The sequence below is a fragment of the Flavobacterium aestivum genome, assembly GCF_026870175.2.
Lineage (GTDB): Bacteria > Bacteroidota > Bacteroidia > Flavobacteriales > Flavobacteriaceae > Flavobacterium > Flavobacterium aestivum.
Genome location: NZ_CP113977.2, coordinates 3,155,551 through 3,177,444, shown reverse-complemented (window position 1 = coordinate 3,177,444; position 21,894 = coordinate 3,155,551). Strand labels below are relative to the sequence as shown.

At 34.2% G+C, this 21,894-nt stretch carries 14 protein-coding genes; 4 read left to right on the top strand and 10 right to left on the bottom strand.

What is annotated here, in order from left to right; genetic code table 11:
* The first annotated feature begins 129 nt into the window (after window positions 1-129).
* Together OZP08_RS13565 and OZP08_RS13560 are read left to right on the top strand one after the other, a co-directional pair.
* Entirely contained in the window at window positions 130-2,676 is a 2,547-nt protein-coding gene (locus OZP08_RS13565) for a fibronectin type III domain-containing protein (protein WP_281322092.1), read from the top strand.
* A 105-nt stretch (window positions 2,677-2,781) separates the two neighbouring features.
* Window positions 2,782-3,753 carry a toxin-antitoxin system YwqK family antitoxin gene (locus OZP08_RS13560; protein WP_281322091.1) on the top strand — a complete coding sequence of 324 codons (972 nt, stop codon included), beginning with the start codon at window positions 2,782-2,784 and terminating at the stop codon, window positions 3,751-3,753.
* A gap of 189 nt (window positions 3,754-3,942) precedes the next feature.
* Here the strand turns inward: OZP08_RS13560 and OZP08_RS13555 are convergent, their stop codons facing one another.
* The 7 genes from OZP08_RS13555 to OZP08_RS13525 form a co-directional block, all read right to left on the bottom strand.
* On the bottom strand, window positions 3,943-4,470 hold the full coding sequence (locus tag OZP08_RS13555) for a DUF4303 domain-containing protein (RefSeq protein WP_268846622.1): 528 nt from the start codon (window positions 4,468-4,470) through the stop codon (window positions 3,943-3,945).
* An 87-nt stretch (window positions 4,471-4,557) separates the two neighbouring features.
* Window positions 4,558-5,043, bottom strand: coding sequence for a DUF2947 family protein (locus tag OZP08_RS13550; protein ID WP_281322090.1), 486 nt, complete (start codon window positions 5,041-5,043; stop codon window positions 4,558-4,560).
* A gap of 156 nt (window positions 5,044-5,199) precedes the next feature.
* Window positions 5,200-5,634 carry a hypothetical protein gene (locus tag OZP08_RS13545; RefSeq protein WP_281322089.1) on the bottom strand — a complete coding sequence of 145 codons (435 nt, stop codon included), beginning with the start codon at window positions 5,632-5,634 and terminating at the stop codon, window positions 5,200-5,202.
* A gap of 402 nt (window positions 5,635-6,036) precedes the next feature.
* Window positions 6,037-6,447, bottom strand: a complete 411-nt coding sequence (locus OZP08_RS13540) for a hypothetical protein (protein ID WP_281322088.1) — start codon at window positions 6,445-6,447, stop codon at window positions 6,037-6,039.
* Window positions 6,448-6,462: 15 nt separating this feature from the next.
* Window positions 6,463-10,656, bottom strand: coding sequence for a DUF6531 domain-containing protein (locus tag OZP08_RS13535; protein ID WP_281322087.1), 4,194 nt, complete (start codon window positions 10,654-10,656; stop codon window positions 6,463-6,465).
* Between the two features lie 688 nt (window positions 10,657-11,344).
* Window positions 11,345-11,701, bottom strand: a complete 357-nt coding sequence (locus OZP08_RS13530; RefSeq protein ID WP_268846616.1) for a hypothetical protein — start codon at window positions 11,699-11,701, stop codon at window positions 11,345-11,347.
* A gap of 169 nt (window positions 11,702-11,870) precedes the next feature.
* A complete protein-coding gene (locus OZP08_RS13525; protein ID WP_281322086.1) occupies window positions 11,871-12,227 on the bottom strand; it encodes a hypothetical protein in 357 nt (118 codons plus the stop codon).
* Window positions 12,228-12,381: 154 nt separating this feature from the next.
* Here OZP08_RS13525 and OZP08_RS13520 point away from each other — a divergent pair, with 154 nt between their 5' ends.
* Window positions 12,382-12,984: a DUF4291 domain-containing protein gene (locus OZP08_RS13520; protein ID WP_268846614.1), complete on the top strand. Its 603-nt coding sequence runs from the start codon at window positions 12,382-12,384 to the stop codon at window positions 12,982-12,984.
* Here the strand turns inward: OZP08_RS13520 and OZP08_RS13515 are convergent.
* Window positions 12,977-13,507 carry a hypothetical protein gene (locus OZP08_RS13515; RefSeq protein ID WP_281322085.1) on the bottom strand — a complete coding sequence of 177 codons (531 nt, stop codon included), beginning with the start codon at window positions 13,505-13,507 and terminating at the stop codon, window positions 12,977-12,979. The genes OZP08_RS13520 and OZP08_RS13515 overlap by 8 nt on opposite strands.
* A gap of 14 nt (window positions 13,508-13,521) precedes the next feature.
* A complete protein-coding gene (locus OZP08_RS13510) occupies window positions 13,522-17,724 on the bottom strand; it encodes a DUF6531 domain-containing protein (RefSeq protein WP_281322084.1) in 4,203 nt (1,400 codons plus the stop codon).
* A gap of 533 nt (window positions 17,725-18,257) precedes the next feature.
* On the opposite strand from OZP08_RS13510, the gene OZP08_RS13505 reads away from it, so the two are divergent.
* Window positions 18,258-18,662, top strand: a complete 405-nt coding sequence (locus OZP08_RS13505; protein ID WP_268846608.1) for a hypothetical protein — start codon at window positions 18,258-18,260, stop codon at window positions 18,660-18,662.
* Between the two features lie 195 nt (window positions 18,663-18,857).
* Here OZP08_RS13505 and OZP08_RS13500 read toward each other — a convergent pair whose 3' ends face one another.
* Window positions 18,858-21,518 (bottom strand): Ig-like domain-containing protein, encoded by a 2,661-nt coding sequence (locus OZP08_RS13500; RefSeq protein ID WP_281322083.1) that lies wholly within the window; start codon window positions 21,516-21,518, stop codon window positions 18,858-18,860.
* Between the last annotated feature and the right edge of the window lie 376 nt (window positions 21,519-21,894).

Genomic DNA, 21,894 nt, shown 5'->3' with positions numbered 1-21,894 from the left:
TCTTAGTTAAATAAAACTAAAGCAAATTCGTATTTAATATTAACATTACTTTAAGAAATAAGGCAATGAATCTATTTCTAAAATAAAAGCAAAATATTTGTTGGATAACAAACTAAATATAAAACTAAAATGAAAAGAGTATTGACAATATTACTTATATCAAGTACTTATCTTGGTATGAGTCAAACAAATTTTGTTCCGGGAAACTGGGCGGGTGTCTTATCCGGATATTGGAATTTTGATAACAATGCTAATCTTGTTCAGGCACAAGTAGGTGCTAATCTTGTAGCACAAGGAAGTTTTACACAGGTTGCAGGTCCTACACCAACTGATTATGCAGTTAGAAAAACTGTTGGCAATTATTTTAAGTGTACACACAATGTGCCTAATTATGGACAAACATATCCAAACAAGTATTCGGTAATGATAGACTTTAAGGTACCTACAACCGGACAATATTACAGCTTCATGCAGACCTATCAAAACAATACCAACGATGGAGATTTATTCATAAATCCGGCAGGAAAAATTGGCGTTGCAGCCTTGACATATTCAAATTCCAGCATTTTACCAAATGAGTGGTACCGATTAGTGTTAACTGCTGATGTTGGCAGTAGCATAAAAATGTACATTGATGGACAATTATGGAATCCTGGTCTCCCGAATACGTTAAACGGGCGTTTTGCTCTAGATCCCCTACTCTTATTATTGGCGGATGATAACGGAGAAGACAATCAAATGGATGTTGCCTCAATAGGTGTTTTCAATAGAGCTTTGACTGCTGCTGAAGTAGCTACAATTGGAGGATATAACCATACTCCTGCTCCTGTTACCAATGGGATGAATCCTTATTTGCAAACTGCTACCCCAACATCTATTTATGTTTCTTGGCATTCTACCAATACAGCACAAAATCCTGTGGTAAAATTTGGTACAAGCAGTACAAATCTAAATCAAACAACAACTGGAACCTGGGAAAGAATAAACAGCACGGCAAATTATTATTGGCACACAGTAAAATTAACGGGTTTACAACCAGATACAGAATATTTTTACCAATGTTATAATGGCACGACAGCTTCATTAGTCAATTCATTTAGAACACCGGCTTTAAAAAGCACGCCAAATCAGCATATTAGAATGGTGCTATTAGGAGACAATCGAACAGATGTTGCTAAAACAACCCAAAATGTTCTGCAAATAAAAAGCAAATTGGTTGAGCTTTATGGACCAAACTTTTACAACTCTGTGGATTTGATTTTGAATTGTGGTGATATCGTTTCTACAGGATCTGTTTTGAGTCAATATACTGATGAATATTTTACACCTTTTGCTCCCTTGACAGCTTCAATACCTTCTATGATTAGTATTGGTAATCATGAAGGAGATTCATCAAACTTTTATAAGTATATGAAGTATGAGGAACTAACAAATGGCTACCCTGTTGGTCATTCTTACAACGAAAAATTCTATAACTATATTTATGGGAATACTCAGATTTTGGCTGTCAATGGTAATTCAGGATATAAGCTAAGCGACCAGATCAATTGGATAGATGCCAGATTACAGGAATCAAATGCTAATGCCGATATTGATTTTGTATTTTCGTTCCTACACCACCCAGGACATAGCGAAATTTGGCCTGATGGTAATGAGGTTTTTGTGCAAAACAGTATACTCCCAAAGTTGAAACAATATCCAAAAAATGCTTTATTGGCTTACGGTCATTCACACAATTATGAGAGAGGTGTAACAGATATTACCTCAGGATCAGGAACACACGATATGTATTTGGAGCTGTCAGGAGGAGCCGGATCAGCATTAGACCGTTGGGGTATGTATGGCAATCAAACTGATTATCCGGAGATTAAAGTAAGTAAAGATATCTACTCTTGGACTTTAATAGATATTGATGTAGATAATAAATCATTTACTGCCAAAACATTTAGCTTTGGGAACAGCAATAGACCGGTAACAAATGAATTAGTAGATGAATTTCATTTGAATTTAAATCAACAAAAACCAGAAACCCCAACCGCTTCCGGATTAGAAAACTTAACTACTTTGGTAGCTTCGCCAATGGTTGGTGTAGATGTACCACAAACATGCCATTTTCAGGTTACGGCTACACCGGGAAATTATACTGCGTTGCTAGTAAATAAAGAGCAAGATAAATACAATATCTATGATGACACTCGAGCACCAAACTATACACCAATAAATAGAAATGCAAATTTAAACATATCAAAATTAAACGCTTCAACATACGGACTTACAACTGGACAAACGTATTATTACAGAGTACGTTATAGAGATGAAAATCTAAAATGGAGTAATTGGTCTACAGAAAATGCATTTGTTTATAATACAGCCGCTCAAATGAGAACTGCTGGAACTATGAATGCAATCGAAAATAAACTGATGGTTTACCCAAATCCAGTTGTTTCAAGTGCACAAATCTCGTTTGAATTGCCTTCGGCATCAGAGAATGTAAAAATTGAATTAGCGGATATAACAGGTAAAATAAGGGAAACTATCTTCAAAGGAAGTTTGAAGGCTGGTTTGCAAACAATCACTTGGAATGTTAGTAATAAATTAAGTCCAGGAATCTATATCGTTAAGTTGAATTCTAATGAAAAGAGTGAAACTTTTCAGGTAATCATTGATAAAAAATAAAGCAATACAATAATTTTTGTAAAAAGTAAATACGCTACAAGGGCTTTTATGTAAATCATAAACGGGGCACTCTTGTAGCTTTTACTTCTTTTAATTATAGGAAACATGATAAAATTAAAAAGTATATTATTTATAGCCTTGTTGGTATCTTTCAATGGAATAATTGCCCAAAAAAGCAATAACCTTTTACCAAAAGAGGAAAACCAAAAGATCTTTTTTGAAGGAACAAAAACGGTAAGCCAAGAAGGCCGTTTGGTAAACAATAAGAAAGAAGGACTTTGGATAGCCTATTATCCAAGTGGCAAAAAAGCATCCGAAAGTATTTATCAGAATGATGAATTGAATGGAGAGTACATTTCTCTATTTGAAAACGGTAACAAATGCACAGAAGGAACTTATGACCATAATAAAGAAAATGGAATTTTTAAAAGCTATTACGAAAACGGAATACTTCTATCAGAAAAGAATTATGACTACGGTATATTATACGGTAAAGCAGTAGAATATTACCCTAACGGAAAACCATTTAGAGAAGAATACCATAAAGAATATACAAAAGTGGGACATTGGAAAAAATGGTATGAAACTGGAGAATTATTTTTTGAGGTTAGCTATGTAAATGATATGCAACAAGGAGAAGCTCTGACTTATTATCCTAACGGAAAAATAAAAGAGCAAGGCACTTTTGATCGTGATATGAAAATTGGTCCTTGGTATTTTTTTGATGAAAACGGAAAAGTACTGGCAGAACAATTCTATAAAGGCGGAATGAAAACAGGGCTTTGGAAATCCTTTTACAAAAACGGAAATTTAAAAGAAGTAGCTAATTATATCGATGATGAAAAGCAGGGTGAATATGCCTTTTATTTTGAAAATGGAAACCTGTCCTCTGAAGGAGTTTTTGAAAAAGATTTAGCCAATGAAAATTGGATAGTCTATTTTGAAAATGGAAAGAAAAAAGAAAAAGGTACCTATTATATGGGACAAAAATCCGGATTGTGGAAGTTTTACAATGAAAAAGGTAGTTTGGTTTTTAAAAATAAATTCGAGACACCTACAACAATTACGCAATACTAATCAGGATTGTTCTACCCTATCCCAATAGTCTTGTTTATGGATAGACCAAAACTCATCGCCGTCAACGATGAATTTTGGTCTATCTTTTAGGTCGTATTTCTATTCATGAATAAGAATGTTATACTCAAAACTAACAACTTTACTATCAGAGTTTTGTACACTTCTTAGTTTTGTAATGGTAAAATCTCTTTAAAACTTTTTTCTCCAATTTTCAAATTCAGAAGATAATTCTTTATTATTCAACTTTTTTACCCATTCTATTTCTTCCTCTGCAACGAAATAATCTGTAGCATAAAAAACTAATGCGAATTTTTCATTCAAATCTGAAAAATAACCTTTTTCTTTAATATTAATTAAGGTATTAATTATTGATTCAAAAATTTGCTGTCTATATTCTGTTAACGAAATATTTCTCGATTTAGAAGCTTCATACATCATTCTGCTTAATGCATCAATTTCATTGCTTATAACGCCTTCTTCTTTCCACTCAGCAGGATACCATTTAAAATATTCTTTATCTTCGTTCGGGTCATTTTCACTTTTTGTATTTAAATAATCCTTTGTATTATAAGATATTGAGACACTCGTCGCATCGCTATCAGAAAACAAACTAAAACCAATTATACTTTTTCTATCTTCATTTTCTTTAATGTTTTCTATAACTTTTATTGTAGAATTTTCTAACAAATTTTCAAATTGTGATAAATTTAAATTCATATATTTTAATGTTGTTTATTTACAAATGTTACAATCAGCAAATTTTTCCTTCATCCTTTCCTTAAATAAAGCAAACACAAATGCTTATTACTTTTGTAAACTTATTTCAGATAAGGAATAGATAGAAAAAAAATCTTCAATATATGACATGCATAGATTTCTTTTTTTACACACAATCAAATTATTATCATCACTTGGATAACAAAAATCATCCCAATATTTTAAAAAAATTGACCAATCTGCTTCAATCGAATTATTAGCTCCCCAAAAAAATGTTATTTCATCATTTAATTTAATATTATTAATTTTAGGTAATTTATTGTTTTTCTCAGATTCTTCTTCTCCCCATTCTAACTCAAATTCATCAATTTTGACAAGATTATTCCAAAAAGCACTAGATAAATTCATTAAGTGCATCTCTTCAGAACCTGTAAATTTTTTCCATTTTATCTGTGATTCTTCAGCTTTATTAAGTTTTATTTTTTTTAAATCTCTAGAATCTATAATATTATAATTCTCATCTGTAAATCTCCAACCAATAGGAGTATTTTGTAATTCTTGAAATGTTGTCATACATTAAAATTTTAAAAAAGATATGTCCATTAAAACCAAAGGTCAAGTAATACGATTTTAAGATAATTTAGTTTCAGGTTTTACTAAGACATTAATTTCTAGTAGAATCAAGTATCCTTTTTTATTTTCATATTCAACATCATCGTTCATCAATTTTTAAATTTTATTTAGATCAAAAACAGAAATTGAATTTAAAATATCATTTTCAAATGTTATATAGACATCTTCATCAATATTTAAAGACGTTTCATTAGAAATATTATATTTATTTTTAATCTCTAAATTTTGTTCAGAACAATATTTTTCAAATTCAGATAGCTTTATGTTTTTAAATACTTCAAAATCATTTATATAAAATGGATTTTTAGTTTCATTATTAACAAAAAATATTCCTGCATGATTTATAAAAAAACTTATAAGTACTAATTCATTATCAAAGAATTTTAATTCAAGGTTATTAAATCTCACATAATCATATTCTTTTAATTCTTCTACTATATTAAAAAAGCGGCATATTCTTTCTCTAGAATCCCCCAAAGAAATTTGCCCAAAAAAACCACTTTTGATAAATTTAGTTATAGATACTTCCATTTTATTCGCAAAGTTTTTTTTAGTACTTTTCAATTTTCTTAACTTCCCTAATATCATAATCAGTGTCCCAAACTACATCACCTTTTTCATTATAAACTTGTATTGGCCAGCCAATGTAATCATTTATAATTATGAATTTTTCTTCTTCAATAATTCTGGCAGAAGGAACAAAAGTCCCATCTTGATAAACTCAGGTTAATAAGTTCTCAATTCTGGTTTATCGTAAAATAAATCATCGCTTTCAACTATAAGTTTAGGTCTTTCTTTCAGGCTGTATTTCCATTCATTAATTAAGAATATTTTACACCAAAATACTGCGCTTTTAAGTTAACAATAAACCTGCTAATCTAGCAGGTTTATTGTTTCTATTATTCATATACAAGCAAGATACTTGTGTTAAGGTTATTTTTCCAAACGATATGTATTCATTTCACCTAGTCTTTTAGATTTCCAAACTCTTTCTGCTTGATTTTTATTTAAGCCAGTAAATAAGCTTACGAACTTTAATGCTTCTTCTTTTTCATATCTTTGATTAGAAAAGCAAAACCAATCATCACCATTCATAAGTTCTAATTTGATGTAAAAGAAATTTTTCAAAACCTCTTTCTTGTTTGTATTTCCAATCCGTGCAGCAGGTATAAGTGAAGTTATAACGTAATCTAAAGAAATGCAATCTTCATATTTCATTATACAATGTACGCCTGATTTACTGATTGTATCTTCTTCTTTTTCTGTTATATCAAAATCAGAAAAAATCTCCCATGCTTCTCCTAATTCTTCTGTATCATAATTTCTCCAAATTTTTTTTATCATTTCTCCTTTGTTTAGTTAATAATATAAATGAATATTCTCTGTATAAGCTGTACCTGTAGACTGACTCCAGGCATTATAGTGAGGGCTTCTATCAAATGAGTGTCCTATATCATGGTCATGATATCCACTAATAGGTTTACCATTCTTATCTAAACGACTACTTTTTTTACCAATAGTTCGATTCGATTTCTTTTGTCCGTAAGTATTTGCAATATCTGAATACTCTTTTCTGGCGATTCTTGAAGGATCACTACCTAAATCACCTGCAATTTCTGAAGCAGCTTGTTTGGCTCTACGTTTAGCCCCTATGCCAGTAAATTTGTATCTATTATCTCCTGTTTTTTTTCCTCCGAATTTTTTTACTATATCGTCGACATTTCTAAGTTTGGTACAATCTAATCCGAAAACATCTATCCAACTATTAGAGTCAGATACATATGCATAAAAATTCGGATTATTTCCAGCGAGTCCAATAGGATCCTGCGACAAATAAATCCCAGTTTCAGGATTATAATACCTAAACCTATTATAATAAAGACCTGTTTCTTCATCTTCGTACTGACCAAGTTGTCTAAAAGCTATAAAATTTCTATCACCTCTTAAATCTTTTAAACCACCATAAATGTCATAATCGGTTTCCCAAACTAACTCACCAGTTTCATTGTAAGCCTGTACTGGTCTGCCAATGTAGTCATTTATAATTGAGAATTTTTGGTCATCAATTAGTTTAGCACTCGGTACAAAATTTCCTCCTTCATACACCCAAGTGATTAAATTCTCAATGGACTCAGCTTTATCATATACCAGATCATCGCCATAAATAATCAATTTTGGTCTATCCTTTAGGTCGTATTTCCATTCATGAATAAGAACGTTGCCATCCCAAACATAGCGATTTATTTCATTGTTTGCAATTTTGGCTGTACGTCTTCCAAGTGCATCGTACTCAAAACGCACGACTTTTCCATCAGGGTTTGTAGCATTTTTCAGCATTCCGTTGGCGAGCCATGTATAGGTAGTGTCTCCACTTTGCCACTGTTCGTGTTCTTGTTGTAAGCGTTTTTCTTTTTCTTTATTACCAATAAGTTTATCAAATATATTGGTTGGCTTTTCAAAAACTAGTGGCTTGTTAATATCACGAGGGCTTTTGTGTATCAGGTTGCCCAGCTCGTCGTATTTGTAATAATACTTTTCATCTTTTAGCAGTTTGCCTCCTTTGCCATATGTACGGTCGCTGCGGTCATGAGTTTTGTAGAGATTCCCCACCGCATCGGGGGTTTTGTATAGTTCTCCTTTGCCATCATAATCGGCTCTGGCAAGATTCCCAAAGTCATCATAATCAAAATAGGTCATGCTTTTGGTTAGCTGGTTAACAGCACTACGCAGCTGCTGGTTGGTGTCCCAATTGTAATAACGGGATCCTGTGCGTTTGCCATTGGCAAATACTTCCTGCTCCTTTTGCTTGCCACTGCTGTTGTAACTGGTTTTTATGAGCAGTCCTCCTGTGGCGTAACGTTCTATCTCACGACCCAATTCGTCTCTCTTTAATGTTGTTTCCCAAGCTTGGTGCTGCTCTTTGAGCTCATTGCTTTGGGCTTCTATGCGTTCAAGCTGCCCTTTTTGGTCATAATGAGTATTTATGTTGGCGCCCAATGTGGTGCTTATGTTGGTGCGCTGTCCTAGGTCGTTATAAGTTGCGATAAGGGTTATACCGTTTTCGTTGGTATCGAGAGCTTGTTTTTGGGTTTCCTGCACAACGCGCCCATTGGCATCCCGCTCTAAATAGATACTTACGTTTTGGTTAGTAGCTTCTATTAAGAGTCCGTTTTTGTTATAGGTGTAGGTTTCCCAAGTACCATCATGGTAATCGGCTCTGGTGATGCGTCCCAAAGCATCTTGCTCATATTCGGTATACTTCCCACCTCCGTGGTCTATTCTCGTTACCTCACCCGCTAGGTTGCGGCTATATTTTTTTACGATACCGTCAAAAGCGGTTTCTTTTATGATATGTCCGGCTTTGTTTCGGTCAAAATAATAGGTTTCGTTGTCTTCGTTTTTTATGCTGGTTAGCTGCTCCATCCTGTCGTAGTCAAAACGTACTTTTACGCCGTTTTGCTCTCTACTGGCAAGACTTCCCATTGGAGTATAGCTAAACTTAATATGGTTCTTGCTGTCTTTTAGGGCTATTACTTCATCATAATTGTTATAGCCAAATTCTATGACGTTACCATCTTTCTCCACGATTTGTTGCACCCTGTCCAGAACATCATAGGTAAAATAATCCGCCATTTGCATCGGGGTGTATATTGCCCATACACGCCCACGATGGTCATATTCCCAGGATTTTAGCTTTTGGTCGTTTTCTCTCCACTCAATAAGATTGTGTTGTTGGTCATAAACCAATTGTAACTTATTATTGTTTTTGGCAACTGTATTCAGTAGCCCATCACTATTATAAGTAAAATATGTAGTCGTTTTATCTGGCGCTATAATAGTTTTGAGCTGGTGCGCTTTTTGGTCGTTGTACAGATAGATTGTTTTTTGTCCTTCCGGATCTATGGCTATCGATGGGCGGTTTTCGTCATCATACAGCATCATTTCTTCGGTACCATCAGGATAAGTGGTGCTTACTTTATTCCCCATATCATCATAACTGAATCCCAAGATACGACCTTCTTGGTCGATCTCACGATACAGTTCCATAAACTCGGTATAGTCATAGAAAGTGCTGTTGCCCATTGGGTCTTTTACCTGAGTTACAAGCTGACTTGGTTCATAATAATAGGTGGTTACGGCACCGTTGGCATCTGTCACCAAGTTGTAACCATCCTCGGCATGATATTCTATCCAACCTTCCTGCCAGCCGCCATCGCCCCAAGTATGGACACAACGGTTTTGCGCATCATACTCCCAGTAAAAGGCTTGCCCGTTGCGGTCGGTTTTCTTAACCATCAAATGGTTTTCAAATTCTATGACTGTTGGATTCTTTAAAGCATCAAGAATGGCTACCATATTGTAGTGTTCATCATACTCATAAGCCACCAACAGTTCGTTTTGCTCCGGTCTCACAAGTTCAAGCTTTTGGATGAATCCATCCTTGGTGCTTACTTTTATTTCTCTGCCTGCGGCATCGATAATTTTACTTAGGCCATATCCTGTAAATTCAAAAACAATGGCTAGCCCATCGTGATTGATTATTTGTGTGAGTTGGTATTTTTTCCCGTCAAACAGGGTGAAATCATAAAAGAGTCTGTTGTCATGATCGTAGGCCTGATAACCGTTTGGAGTTCTTTTCAGGGTTATTTTTTCCTCACGCAGATAAAATTCTTCTTCTGGTAGCAAGGCAGGAAATCCCACGAGTCTACCATCCTCCATACGTAGTCCCAAAGCGTCATCTTCTGGATATAATTCTACCGCACGATCGTAATTGCAGTGTACGCCATGCCCTAGCCAGCCCACATAGCCTGAATCGGAATACCAACTACGTTCCCAACTGAGCGCAATAGGGCCTGCAATATCAAAATCACTACCTTCGTAAATCACCGCCCCGTTGATAAGGTTTATAGGCTCAAAACCAAACCTACATAGAATTTTTTTAAGCCCTTCCGGACATTTACCACTATGATTGAATTTTGTGATAAGCCCTCTTGCTTTTTTAAATAGCGTACTAAAGCCAATACTGGTTAATAAGCCTGTGAGCATTCCGCCCCAATCCGGAGAGTAAGGACCTCCCACCATTACGGGCTTTCCGGTAGGAATTGGTAATGAAAATGAAGTTGGAGCAAAAAGTGTTGGTGCAAAGGGCAACATTTTTTTGCGCACTTCGGTTTTACCAGCAGCCAATGATAACGGAATGCCTATATCATTGCAAGTCATCAACATATATCCCTTGGGACTAAGACGTGTGCCATCAGAATATACTTTTTCTGAAGCAAAAAAGTTCATACTCTCGTGCCCAATAATGGGTGCCAGAACCCAAGGAGAAAAAAGCATGATATGCTGTAAGGTAACCAGCATTCCTCCTGTATCTGAATTACCTCGTTTGAATCCGTTAACATGTACATTAGTTCCCAAAAACGGAATATAATCTGCCGGATCAATGACAATACCAACATAAGGATGAATACCTATAGGATTTGCTGGAAAAACGGTGACAAAATGGATATCTAGACCAACAACAATGGTCAAGTGATTATCAGTTAGTAACATAATTAATTAGGGGGGTCTTAATTAATACTTATTTGAATTGATTATTTAATTGTATTTAAAATTGATTATTTCAGTACTGCAATAGTTTAATTTAATTAATTATATATTTATTTAAAGAAAATACAGATTATATTATTAGGGTAAATATATTACAAAATAATTCACACCAAAATGTATTTAACAGATTTACTGTTAAAAAAAAGAGCATAAATGTTAATTTTAACAAAATAAATTAAGAAACAATAATTACTAACAATAAAACAGTCTTAATGCTTCAAAATAAAAAAATAAAATAGGATTCGTTAAATAAATTGCTGCCTTAAGTTAGTGCTCATAACAGTAAAACCACTTAAACATTCATGGCTGTGAGAAGTAAAAGTTTACAGAGAATAAAAACTCTACAGGTTATTGAAAAAAAGTGGCGAAGTACTACTATATGAGATTCAAATGTAAGGCGTCACACAACGGCGGATGTTAACTGTTATCTATTCTGTATTAAATAAAATAATTACAGTAACTCTAAAAACAAATTCGAGACCCCTACAATAATTACGCAATACTAATAGGATTGTTCTACCCTATCCAAAAAAGTCTTGTCATGGATAGGGTATAAATATTTACATCTTTTTGGGTTTTCTATAGTGATATGCCTCTTTGAAAGGTTATATTGACTCTGCTTGGCTGGAGACTAATCAACAAATTCAAAAGATTCCTCTTTTAATGAATTATCAATTCTATAATGTAATTCCCATTCCATATAATCAGAAGGTTCATCTGAACTAATTCCTCTTTGCCAATACCCATCTCCATAAGTGATTAGCATTGCCCAATGAAATTCAGTATCATGACTATAATAAATAACTTGCCCATAATTTTTTGGAATCGTAAAATTTCTTGCTTCTATTAAATGCTTTGCTTCTTTCTCTGATTTATTAGCATATTTTACTATAATTCCTTGTATTACAGAAATCCAAGTCTTAAAATTAAAAATTAATTGCTCTTCAGTTTCTAGATCAATAAATTTGATGCTGTCTTTATATTTCATTATTTTTTTAAATCATCTGTTTTATTTCATTAGAAAATAAGAAACTTAATTTTTAGATATTTTATATGTCCCTACGGATATTACTCCTTCTACTATATATCTGCATCTTTAGTAAGATAGCATAATGCTGGCATAGACTTCTATATCATGCGAATAATGCATAAAACTACTAAAGCTCTTCTAAAAAATATCTTATTTTATTTTTCAATAAAAATTGTTTACAAAATTCTAGTACTTTATTCTGCTTATCTTCATCAAACATTATTTCCTCATTAGGCTCTGGTGTATTTTGTATTATACTTAATGCCCAATGATAAGGCATCTCATGCATTAAAAAATAGACATCTCCTGCGTCTTCTAATGTTTCCAAAAAATTTACAAATCGTAAATGAGTTTCATTATAATCTAACTTATGATTAAAAAAATCTGTCACAAGATCTTTTATATAAGAATAAAATATATTTCTATAAAAAATTCTTTCCTTTCCATCTGTTTGATCATCAATAAAAATAAAATCTTTTTCCATAATTTAATTACATTTTATATGTTGTGTTGCTAGTTTAGTAGCTTTATGGCTATTAATTGTTACCTGCATTTATTGCAAACTGTTTTTTATATATTTGTCTCGTATTGAAATAGCGATACATAAAATTAAAAAAGTTTTATAAAAATAAAACAACATGATTGAAGTTGTTAAGGAAAGAGAAATTAGAGCATTATATGATAATGATACGATTACTATTTATCAGGCTTTTAGAAAAGAAATAGCTTTACCAGCAATAAAAGCTCAAACTTTTGTCAGCCCTTTTAAAATTGAAAGAATGACTTGGATCAAGCCATCTTTTTTATGGATGATGTATCGTTCGGGTTGGGCTGAAAAAGAAGGACAAGAACATATTTTAGCTATCAAAATTAAAAGAGAAGGTTTTGAATGGGCTTTACAGAATTCTTGTCTATCTACTTATAGAGAAGATACTTATAAAACGCAGGAAAACTGGAAAGAAAAATTAAATATTGCTCCTGTACGTATACAATGGGATCCTGAAAAAAATTTATTTTTAGACAAATTAAATTATAAGTCTATTCAAATTGGTTTAAAGGAAGAAGCAGTAAAAAAATATGTAAATGACTGGATTATGCAAATTGATGATATTACAGATTTATCTAAAGAAATACACGAACTTATATTAAATAATTGTATAGAAAAGGCAAAAGATAAACTTCCCAAAGAGAAAATTTATCCTTTACCCGATGATATTAAGCTTATTATTAACGCTACTTAGTCATTTTAGACTTAAGCTTATTAACTGTTTTATTTATATCTTCATATTGAGAACTTTTATATTCAAAGATAATTTTTCTTGTTTCGTCAGTATCTATTTTAGATAATGCCCAAAGACATTTATTCCATATAGGTACCATAAAAGTTTCAATATTTTCTTCTGATTGATTTTCTAAATAATTTTGATTTAGAACATGCTTGAAATAATTAATTGTGAAAGGTGTTTTTTCTAAAGAATCTACAAGCCTCTCAATCAAATGATAGGAACATTTTAATAGGATAGCTTTTTGGTACAATGACTGCAATTTAATTTCAGATAATTCATCATCATATAAATATTCAATTATATCAAAACATATTTCTATTTTTTCAGAATCATTTTTAGTTATAGAATCATTTAATTCATCCCAAAAATATTCTTTGTTTTTTTTTAAATCTATAGGATAAGACTTAAAAAAATGTTCTTCATCAAGTTTGTTTAAAATTAAATCATATATTAATTTTTCTTCTTCTTTTGTTATCATTATTTAGTTTAAAATTAGTGACATCCGATTTTTTTTACCTTTTCAAAAGATATGATATTATCATTAAATGTATCAAGACCTTTACCTTGTCCTAATCCAATATTGATTTGAGCTTTTTTACCTACTTTTTCTTGCTTAAAATAAGCTGAATCATGAACCCAACCTGATTTAACTTCAGGCATATCTGGATAAGTTGATTTAACTAATTTTGATTGGTCTTTAACTCCAATTTTAGCTAAAGAATCTGTAGTACCATCTTTCATTGTAAATTTATAAGTAACTCCATCATAATTATCTGAAAATGCTAATGTTGGAGAAGTAAATGTTTCTTTTGTAGCAGGTAATACCCCTGTTCTTTCTAAAATTTCAGAATGTTCTTTAGATATTGTTCTAAAAAAATATTCATCCAATCCAAAAGGATCAACCATCGCATTGGTGTCATGCACATACGCATAAAAATTCGGATTATTTCCTGCTAAACCAATAGGATCTTGGGATAAATATGTCCCAGTATCAGGATTATAATACCTAAATCTATTATAGTACAACTCAGTTTCTACATCTTCATACTGCCCAAGTTGTCTAAAGGGTATAAAATTTCTATCACCTTTTAGGTCTTTTAAATCACCATAAATGTCATAATCCGTTTCCCAAACTAACTCACCAGTTTCATTGTAAGCCTGTACTGGTCTGCCAATGTAATCATTTATAATTGAGAATTTCTCGTCACCAATTAGTTTAGCACTTGGTACAAAACTTCCTCTCTCATAGACCCAAGTGATTAGGTTTTCAACAGGTTCGGGTTTGTCATAAACCAAATCGTCACCATCAATGATGAGTTTTGGTCTGTCCTTTAGGTCGTATTTCCATTCATGAATAAGAACGTTGCCATCCCAAACATAGCGATTTATTTCTTTGTTTGCAATTTTGGCTGTACGTCTTCCAAGTGCATCGTACTCAAAACGCACGACTTTTCCATCAGGGTTTGTTACACTTTCCAGCATTCCGTTGGCGAGCCAAGTGTAGGTAGTATCGCCACTTTGCCACTGTTCGTGTTCTTGTTGTAAGCGTTTTTCTTCTTCTTTATTACCAATAAGTTTATCAAATATATTGGTTGGCTTTTCAAAAACTAGTGGCTTGTTAATATCACGAGGGCTTTTGTGTATCAGGTTGCCCAGCTCGTCGTATTTATAATAATATTTTTCATCTTTTAGCAGTTTACCTCCTTTGCCATACGTACGGTCGCTGCGGTCATGAGTTTTATAGAGATTCCCCACCGCATCAGGGGTTTTGTATAGTTCTCCTTTACCATCATAATCAGCTCTGGCAAGATTCCCAAAGTCATCATAATCAAAGTACGTCATACTTTTGGTCAGCTGGTTTACCGTACTGCGTAACTGTTGGTTGGTATCCCAATTGTAATAACGGGAACCCGTGCGTTTACCATTGGCAAATACCTCCTGCTCTTTTTGCTTGCCACTGCTGTTGTAATTGGTTTTTATGTGTAGCCCTCCTGTGGCATAACGTTCTATTTCGCGTCCCAATTCGTCTCGCTTTAGTGTGGTTTCCCAAGCTTGGTGCTGCTCTTTGAGCTCATTGCTTTGGGCTTCTATGCGCTCGAGTTGCCCTTTTTGATCATAATGAGTATTTATGTTGGCACCTAATGTGGTGCTTATGTTGGTACGCTGCCCTAGGTCGTTATAAGTTGCGGTAAGAGTTATACCGTTTTCGTTGGCATCGAGGACTTGTTTTTGGGTTTCCTGTACAATACGTCCGTTGGCATCTCGTTCTAAACGTATGCTTACGTTTTGGTTGGTGGCTTCTGTTAATAATCCGTTTTTGTTATAGGTGTAAGTTTCCCAAGTACCATCGTGGTAATCGGCTCTGGTGATGCGTCCCAAAGCATCTTGCTCGTACTCGGTAAATTTCCCGCCTCCGTGATCTATTCGAGTCACTTCACCCACCAAGTTGCGGCTGTATTTTTTTACGATGCCATCAAAAGCGGTTTCTTTTATGATATGTCCAGCCTTGTTACGGTCAAAATAATAGGTTTCGTTGTCTTCGTTTTTTATACTGGTTAACTGTTCCATCTTGTCGTAGTCAAAACGAACTTTTACGCCATTTTGCTCTCTGCTGGCAAGACTTCCCATTGGGGTGTAGCTAAACTTTATATGGTTCTTTTTGTCTTTTAGGGCTATTACTTCATCATAATTGTTATAGCTAAATTCTATGACGTTACCATCTTTCTCCACGATTTGTTGTACCCTGTCCAGTACATCGTAGGTAAAGTAATCTGCCATTTGCATCGGGGTGTAAATCGCCCATACACGCCCACGATAATCATATTCCCATGTTTTTAGCTTTTGGTCATTTTCTTTCCACTCAATAAGGTTGTGCTGTTGGTCGTAAATCAATTGTAACTTATTATTGGTTTTAGCAACCGTAGCCAGTAGTCCATCACTATTATAAGTAAAATGTGTAGTTGTTTTATCTGGCGCTATTATGGTTTTGAGTTGGTGTGCTTTTTCATCATTATACAAATAGATTGTTTTTTGTCCTTCGGGATCTATAGCTATCGATGGACGATTTTCGTCATCATACAGCATCATTTCTTCGGTACCATCAGGATAGGTAGTACCTGTTTTATTCCCCATATCATCGTAACTGAATCCAGTGATACGACCTTCCTGATCGATCTCACGATACAGTTCCATAAACTCGGTATAGTCATAAAAAGTACTGTTACCCATTGGGTTTTTTACCTGAGTTACAAGTTGGCTTGGTTCATAATAATAAGTAGTTACGGCTCCGTTGGCATCGGTTACTAAGTTGTAGCCATCCTCGGCATGATATTCAATCCAGCCTTCCTGCCAACCGCCATCGCCCCTGGTGTGAATACAACGGTTTTTTGCATCGTACTCCCAGTAAAAGGTTTGTCCGTTACGATCGGTTTTTTTAACCATCAAGTGGTTTTCAAATTTAATAACTGTTGGATTTTTTAAAGCATCGAGAATTGCTACCATGTTATAATGCTCGTCATATTCATAAGCCACCAATAGTTCCTCCTGTTCCGGTCTCACGAGTTCAAGCTTTTGGATGAGTCCGTCCTTGGTACTTACTTTTATTTCTCTGCCTGCGGCATCGATGATTTTGCTTAAACCATATCCTGTGAATTCAAAAACAATGGCTAATCCATCGTGATTGGTTATTTGTGTGAGTTGGTATTTTTTTCCGTCAAACAGGGTAAAATCATAAAAGAGCTTGCTGTTATGGTCGTAGGCCTGATAGCCGTTTGAGTTTCTTTTAAGGGTTATTTTTTCCTCACGCAGGTAAAATTCTTCTTCTGGCAGCAGAGTTGGAAATGCCACAAGTCTACCATCCTCCATACGTAGTCCCAAGGCATCATCTTCGGGATACAATTCTACCGCACGATCGTAATTACAGTGTACGCCATGCCCGAGCCAGCCCACATATTGAGAATCGGAATACCAACTGCGTTCCCAATTGAGCGCAATAGGACCTGCAATATCAAAATCGCTACCTTCGTAAATCACGGCTCCATTGATAAGGTTTATAGGCTCAAATCCAAATTTGCACAAAACTTTTTTAAGTCCTTTTGGGCATTTACCACTATGATTGAATTTCTTGATTAACCCCCTAGTTTTTTTTAATAGTGTACTAAAACCTATACTGGCTAATAATCCTGTAAGCATTCCTCCCCAATCCGGTGGATAGGGACCTCCCACCATTACGGGTTTTCCGGTAGGAATTGGTAATGAAAATGAGGTTGGTGCAAAAAGTGTTGGCGCAAAGGGCAACATTTTTTTGCCTACTTTGGTTTTTCCGATAGACATTGAGAGCGGAATACCAATATCATTACAGGTCATTAGCATATATCCCTTGGGACTCATTCGGGTACCATCTGAGAAAACGGTTTGCGAAGCAAAAAAGTTCATACTCTCATGCCCTATAATGGGCATCATAAGCCATGGCGGGGTAAATAGTGGAATATGTTGTAATGGAATTATAATTCCTCCTGTATCAGAGTTCCCGCGCTTAAAGCCATTTACATGCACATTGGTTCCTAAAAAAGGAATATAATCTGCTGGGTCAATAACAATACCTATATAAGGATGAAAAGGATTAAATGGAGGTAATGTGGTAAAATGGATATCTATACCCACCACGATGGTTAAATGATTATCGGTTAGTAACATAATTAATGGGGCCTTAATTAATATTCTTCTTTCATTTATTCTGAATGATCTTACGAATTTTCTTCAAAATGAATTATTACTACAGCACAATAGTCTAATGTTAATAGATGATTTATAGTTAATTCAAGAAAATATAGATTGCATCATTGAGGTAAATATATTACAAAATAATTCCCATCAAAATGTGTTTAACATATTTACTGTTAAAAAAAAGAGCATAAATGTTAATTTTAACAAACTAACTTTAAAAACAATAATTATTAACAACAAAACAGTCTTAATCCTTCAGAATAAAAAATAAAACAGCATTCTTTAAATACAACTAAAAAAAACACTTACACATCATGCTTGTGAGAAGTAAAAGTTTACAGAGAATAAAAACTCTACAAACTATTTGTAATAAAAATAATATTTTATATTTGTTCGATAACCGTTATAAAACAGCAACAAAATATCAAAAAAATGATGTGCTTGTTGATGCTTTCAAGTGAGTAAATACAACTTGTGAGAAACCTTTAAAAACTATCTTGAAAATGAAATATTTGCTTTCGACACTATTATTCTTTTGTCTTGTATCATGCGGAACAGAAACCAAAGAAACTTATGATCCTAAAGAAGCCTTTGAACTTTGGTCTTATGAAGATGTGCCAGACGATATAAAAGTAATTAATGGTCAGTTTTGGAAATCATCACATTGGACAGAGGAATACATCACCTATTTAAAATTTAAGGCTTCAGATGAATGGATAGATAATTTCATCGAAACCAATGATTTGGAAACTGCTACCGGAGATTTTAGTTTACCCAATGACGCACCAAATTGGTTTACACCAAAAGTGGGGCAAAAAGCTTATGTCGAAAAAGAGCATTCAGAAGGATCAATATACTTTGTAGATGAAAAAAGCGGTGAAGTATTACTATATGAGATTCAAATGTAAGGTATCTCACAACAGCGGTTCTGACGCAATTATTCACATCCATCTTATTATATAGCAAAAAAACTCCTTAATTTCTTAAGGAGTTTTGTGGTTATTACGAACCTGTTTCCGAATCATTTTTTATATGATTTAAAGAAACTGGGGGGTTAGATAAAATGCAGTCTATTGATTTTTATCTTTAATAAAAACAATGTTTTATTGCTTGATAATTTTAAATACGTTTTCAATTCCTTCAATGCTGATAAAATAAACACCTTGATTGAGTGTATGTAAATCCAGTATGATTGAATTATTTATAACATTGGCTTTTACAGATGCGACAATTTGACTTAAAGAGCTGATTACCTTTACTGAAACTGTAGATGGTAATTCGTTCTGTCCTAAAAGAACAGTTACTTTATCTGTTAATGGATTAGGATATATTACCAAGTTAGTTGGCGTAACCATTGGTCGATTTGCAGTAGTAGTTACAGCATTTTTGCTCGTTTTGCAGGTAAGGCAGCCACTAACATTTAATACCGAAGAAACAAATCTTCTATACTGTAAAGTAGTAATGTCTTTTTGTTCTATTGCATCACCGTATGGAGTATCGGCACCTTCGTCAGAGATAAGTTGCACTTGGAAAGTTCCGCTTTGTGAAGCAGGCACTATAATTCCTTCAGGTGCTAATCCGGCAAGGTTGGCAGTAAGTTGAGTTGGAGCACTACTTCCCTGTCCGTTCCATGAATACAAAGCAAAATTTACAGTTGTGTCAAATGCACCTGCAACAATCACATATTGATTGGATGCATTTTTGGCGATATCTCTAATCCCTCTTGTTCCAAGATTCAATTCAATTGGAGTCCCAAAAGTAGGATTACCAACAGGAGAACCATTATTGAACCAAGTTTCAAAATTATTAATTGGGCAAATCAATGCCTTATTGCGATTAGTAGTATTTACATAGGGAGCTCTGAAACAAATGTAAGCTGTAGTTCCGTCAGGTCCCATTACTGCCCCTTCTATATTATACCCGTCAATTCGTTTTGGTATCATGCCTGTTGCAGCTGAAGTAGAAAGTGCATATCCATTTGTATCACCCCAGGCAATAATTTTACTTCTAAGTCCTTGGTAAGATCCAACAAATGTAAGTGTAGCATTGGCGCCAGTACCTACTATATCGGTAACAAATACTCTGTCCCTGTCGGGTCTTGATTCGCCATTTTTATTGTTACTTTGAGAACCGAACCAGTAAATTCTGTTAGGATTTGTTGGGCTTACAAATGCAGCTTCAAGATCGCTTTCGCCAGTAGCTAAATTTAGGAAAGGTTTTGGGTCAAAAGTATAAATAGGAAGACCGGATGCATTTCTATTATATAAACTAATCAATGTAGTTTCATCATCTCCCACAAACATATAATTATTATCAATAGCTATAGCTGCAGAACCATCGGATGAACCCGTGTGGTAAAAATCATTTACAGAAGTTGTGATATATTTATTAGTTACTCCTAATGAAAAAGAAATTGATTTATTTAATCCGGCATTGTCAGTTACTTTTAAGGTAATCGTAGCGTAACCAACACCTGTAGGAGTTATTATAAATTTACGGGTATTACCAGTACCAACTATTGAGAAATTAGCATTAGGAACCACACTTGTTTTTGAGCTTGTCATTGTAAATGTAAGAGTACTCAAGCTTTCATCTGTTACATTGATATCCAAACCTGATACGCTTACAGGGTCTGTTGCATCACCTTTTACGCAAGCAATAGTACCAGAAGCTTCATCTACCAATTTAGAAGCAGCAGGTAGGAAACTAAGAGTTGGAGCTTGATTAACTGTTGATACCGTTACAGTAACTGCAGAGGAAGTTGTAACAGCATTTAGATCATCATAAGCTTTAGCAGTCAAAGTATAAGTACCAGCAGTTACACTATTCCATGCGAAGGAATAAGGACTTGTAGTTGCTGTTCCTAATAAAGTAGTTCCATTGTAAAATTCAACTTGGCTTACAGAACCATCTGCATCACTTGCATTGGCAGTAATAGTGATATTGGCAGGTGGTGTAAAGTTTGTATTGTTAGTAGGAGATGTAATAGAAACGGTTGGAAATTGGTTTCCTCCTGTGCCTGTTACAGTAATTGAACTTGTATTATAGGATGCGCTGGTTGATTTAGCCCAGGTGCGAGCCGTTGTCCATGTGTTGGTAGCAGCATCAAAAGTACCAGCAGTCGCTTTTATTAGGTCGCCAGAAGAAGGATCCGGAGCCTTAAAAGAATTTGTGGCTACTTTGCCTCCATTGTACTTGTCATTTACCGGTAATTGAAATCCTGAAGTACTGCTAAGATAAGCGCTACCAACCCCTGAACCCCAGAAAATAGCATCAACAGGAACAGTAGACGAAGTAATGCTTGCAGCAGCTACATTGAACACAGCAATACCATCCATATTACTTCCGCCATTGCCAAATACCCCAGAAATGTTTTTAGTACCAAAAACATCTCCGTTTACAGTTGATGTATTGATAGATCTTAGTGATACACCGCCATTGCTTAGAGGTGCCATTGAAGACCCGCCAACATATACCACTTGTCCCGCATTGACAGAACCTGTACTGATCTGGAAAGCGTAAGTGTTGTTACCGCCGTTTTTCCATCCGTTTGCAGTTGCTGCGCCATCACTCACAACAACAGTGTAAGGTGTAGTAGCAAAATTAATACTTTGAGTAGCGACTAACTCTACATATTCATAAGGTGATTCCGTTCCGCTTGGTTTTGGCGAAACTTCAGAAATAATCAAACCTTTTGTTTGACCAAATACCGAACCTGAAACTGCACATACTAATGCAACAATCGAAAGTAGATTTCTTTTCATAGATTAGGGAAAAAAGATTAGTTATTAATTAAATTTTAACTTTCTATTTTCACATAAAATTAAATCTATAAGAAATGTAGTATGTTATTTATTAGTTACTTATAAGTTATTAAATTGTATGGTATGTGTTAAGTGCTAAATATGTTAAGCTCATAAACCCTTTGTCTAATCCCTTAGACTAGTCACTGGAAATATTTTCAAAGATGAGTAGTAATGGTGTTTCAGAAAATTAAGATTGCTGGGAATAATTATTGTATTTATATATGCCATTAAAAAAGTCTCTTTTCTGTTTTAAATGCATTCTTTATAAAGATTAGTATATCTACAGCTGCAAAATCATCTAAATATAGATTTGCTTGAATATCAATAGTTTATA

Coding starts and splice junctions, on each gene's coding strand:
- OZP08_RS13565 (WP_281322092.1), top strand. CDS start 130: ATGAAAAGAGTATTGACAATATTACTTATATCAAGTACTTATCTTGGT.
- OZP08_RS13560 (WP_281322091.1), top strand. CDS start 2,782: ATGATAAAATTAAAAAGTATATTATTTATAGCCTTGTTGGTATCTTTC.
- OZP08_RS13555 (WP_268846622.1), bottom strand. CDS start 4,470: ATGAATTTAAATTTATCACAATTTGAAAATTTGTTAGAAAATTCTACA.
- OZP08_RS13550 (WP_281322090.1), bottom strand. CDS start 5,043: ATGACAACATTTCAAGAATTACAAAATACTCCTATTGGTTGGAGATTT.
- OZP08_RS13545 (WP_281322089.1), bottom strand. CDS start 5,634: ATGGAAGTATCTATAACTAAATTTATCAAAAGTGGTTTTTTTGGGCAA.
- OZP08_RS13540 (WP_281322088.1), bottom strand. CDS start 6,447: ATGATAAAAAAAATTTGGAGAAATTATGATACAGAAGAATTAGGAGAA.
- OZP08_RS13535 (WP_281322087.1), bottom strand. CDS start 10,656: ATGTTACTAACTGATAATCACTTGACCATTGTTGTTGGTCTAGATATC.
- OZP08_RS13530 (WP_268846616.1), bottom strand. CDS start 11,701: ATGAAATATAAAGACAGCATCAAATTTATTGATCTAGAAACTGAAGAG.
- OZP08_RS13525 (WP_281322086.1), bottom strand. CDS start 12,227: ATGGAAAAAGATTTTATTTTTATTGATGATCAAACAGATGGAAAGGAA.
- OZP08_RS13520 (WP_268846614.1), top strand. CDS start 12,382: ATGATTGAAGTTGTTAAGGAAAGAGAAATTAGAGCATTATATGATAAT.
- OZP08_RS13515 (WP_281322085.1), bottom strand. CDS start 13,507: ATGATAACAAAAGAAGAAGAAAAATTAATATATGATTTAATTTTAAAC.
- OZP08_RS13510 (WP_281322084.1), bottom strand. CDS start 17,724: ATGTTACTAACCGATAATCATTTAACCATCGTGGTGGGTATAGATATC.
- OZP08_RS13505 (WP_268846608.1), top strand. CDS start 18,258: ATGAAATATTTGCTTTCGACACTATTATTCTTTTGTCTTGTATCATGC.
- OZP08_RS13500 (WP_281322083.1), bottom strand. CDS start 21,518: ATGAAAAGAAATCTACTTTCGATTGTTGCATTAGTATGTGCAGTTTCA.